Annotated in this window: 3 protein-coding genes; all 3 read right to left on the bottom strand. The window is 65.9% G+C overall.

Annotated elements, in window-relative coordinates; all coding sequences use genetic code 11:
- Positions 1-155: 155 nt before the first annotated feature.
- The gene (locus ELR45_RS30535; protein WP_129669653.1) at positions 156-977 is read right to left on the bottom strand and encodes a phytanoyl-CoA dioxygenase family protein; all 822 of its coding nucleotides are present in this window, start codon (positions 975-977) and stop codon (positions 156-158) included.
- A 120-nt stretch (positions 978-1097) separates the two neighbouring features.
- The gene (locus ELR45_RS30530) at positions 1098-1781 is read right to left on the bottom strand and encodes a response regulator (RefSeq protein ID WP_129669652.1); all 684 of its coding nucleotides are present in this window, start codon (positions 1779-1781) and stop codon (positions 1098-1100) included.
- Positions 1778-2149, bottom strand: a 372-nt coding sequence (locus tag ELR45_RS30525; protein WP_240760256.1) for a sensor histidine kinase, incomplete at its 5' end; no start/stop codon positions are given. The genes ELR45_RS30525 and ELR45_RS30530, both read right to left, overlap by 4 nt.

Here is a 2149-nt window from a genome sequence, read left to right as displayed (position 1 = left end):
CCTTGATACGGCTGTGGTGTTCAGGTGGATGCCTCGCAAGGCGCCGGAGGAGGTCGATGCTGGTACATCGGACGACGACGGCAACGCTGCGAGGCGCCGCCTGGGCGCCACAGACGTCAAGAGACCGGCTTTACGGGGCACTAGTTTGCCCGTTGTCAGCCATGGAGGGAGTACAGCACAGGATTGGACGGCGTATCGGGGATCTCGCCCAGCGTGGCGCCGGGCATGAGGATGTCCAGGTCGTCCTGCTGTTCAGGCCGGACCAGCGGGCCGACCCGGATGTCGGCGTCCATGTAGATCACCGTCATCACGCGTCGCGGCTGATCGGCGACATTGCGGCCCGCGCGGTGGAAGGTCCAGCCGAGATGGAAACTCACATCGCCGAGCTGGTACGCCGCCTCGTCCACCTCGAACCGTTCGCGCTGCAGGGCCTCCTGAAGTGCGCGTTCGGATTCGTCACTGATCTTCATGTCGCGTCCGAACTCGAAGCGATGGCTTCCGGCGGCGAACGAGAGCGGGCCCATCTCCAACGGTGTGTCCTGCAGCGGGATCCAGACCGTGCATGTGCGGTCGGACGACAGCGGCCAGTAGTACTGGTCGGCGTGCCACGGAGTGATTCCGCCGGACGGCTCCTTGTAGAGCGCCTGGTCGGCGTAGAGGCGAACGCCGTCCACCTGCAGGAGCTCGGCCGCGATGCGTGCCAGCCGAGGAGAGAAGACGAGGTCACGGGCGGCCTGGCTGTGCCGCCACAGATTGCCCACTTGCAGGAAGGCCTTCTGAGTTGTGGACCGTTCCTCCATGGGCGCGTGGACGGTGTTGAGCTCCAGGACTGTGCCCGTGATCTCTGGTTCGCGTTCTCGTAGTGCATCCGGTTCGAGAACATTCTCCAGCCGCACGTACCCATCGCGGTCGAAAGCTTCGACGGCGCCGTCGTGGAGTGTGAACGGGGTGCTGAGCTCGGTCTCGGCAACGGTCATCGTGGTCGACTCCTCCGAACCATCTACTTTGCTCAATGTCGAGCCGTTCCGGCGAGTGTAGCCACTCACATCGACGATAACCAGACCACTGGTCTATTAATTGGTGAGTGCCCGGTGCCTCTAGAGCGCTCCGGGCGTGACCAGGCCGCTTTCGTAGGCGTAGATCGCCGCCTGTACCCGGTCCCGCACCCCGAGCTTCGTCAACAGGTTCCCGACATGCGTCTTCACGGTCGTCTCGGACACCACGAGCTCCGCTGCGATCTCGGCGTTGGACATGCCCCGGGCGACCATCGTCAGCACCTCCCGTTCGCGCGCCGTCAGATGGCTCAGATTCGCCGGCGTCGGGAGATCGCTCGACGGGAGCCGGTTCGCGAACAGGTCCAGCAGCCGGCGGGTCACGCTAGGGGCTACCACGGAGTCGCCGCGTGAGACCGTGCGGATCGCTTCCACCAACTGGTCGGCGGGCACGTCTTTCAGGAGGAATCCGCTGGCGCCGGCGCGGAGCGCCTCGACGACGTACTCGTCGAGATCGAAGGTGGTCAGCACGAGCACCCGGGGCGGCCGTTCACGCGCCGCACCGGTGATGGAACGAGTCGCCTCGACACCGTCCATGCGAGGCATCCGGATGTCCATCAGCACCACGTCGGGCTGCAACGCACGCGTGTCCTCCACGGCGGCCGCGCCGTCACCGGACTCGCCGACGACTGCGAGGTCGGACTCGGCCTCCAGGATCATCCGGAATCCGGTGCGCAGAAGAGGTTGATCGTCGACGAGGAGGACCCGGATGGGAGGGGTCAACGTCATGAGGGCACCGCCGGTTTTTCTGAGTGATCCACAGGTATCCAGGCACGGACCTGGTAGCCGCCACTGCGGCGAGGTCCGACGGCCAGTCTCCCACCATAGAGGGTGACCCGCTCCCGCACGCCGACAAGCCCGAGTCCTGGACTGTGGCCGTCGAGGTCCGCCGCGATCCCACGGCCGTCGTCGCGCACCTGGACGCTCAGAGTATCGCCGTCCCGGGAGAGCAATACGTCAGCCGACGACGGCCCGGCGTGCTTCAAGGTGTTGGTGAGCGCCTCCTGAACGATGCGGAACACCGTCACATCGATGCCGGGCGGCAGCTGCTCGCAGTCGGGGTCGATGATGAGGCGCACATCGACCCCGGCGGCGCG

Origin of the sequence: Phytoactinopolyspora endophytica, from assembly GCF_004138495.1 — a bacterium.
GTDB classification, from domain to species: Bacteria; Actinomycetota; Actinomycetes; order Jiangellales; family Jiangellaceae; genus Phytoactinopolyspora; species Phytoactinopolyspora endophytica.
This window is presented reverse-complemented; position numbering and strand designations above follow the sequence as displayed.

Excerpts from the sequence above, each read along its gene's own strand:
- ELR45_RS30535 (WP_129669653.1), bottom strand. The coding sequence starts at position 977 with ATGACCGTTGCCGAGACCGAGCTCAGCACCCCGTTCACACTCCACGAC.
- ELR45_RS30530 (WP_129669652.1), bottom strand. The coding sequence starts at position 1,781 with ATGACGTTGACCCCTCCCATCCGGGTCCTCCTCGTCGACGATCAACCT.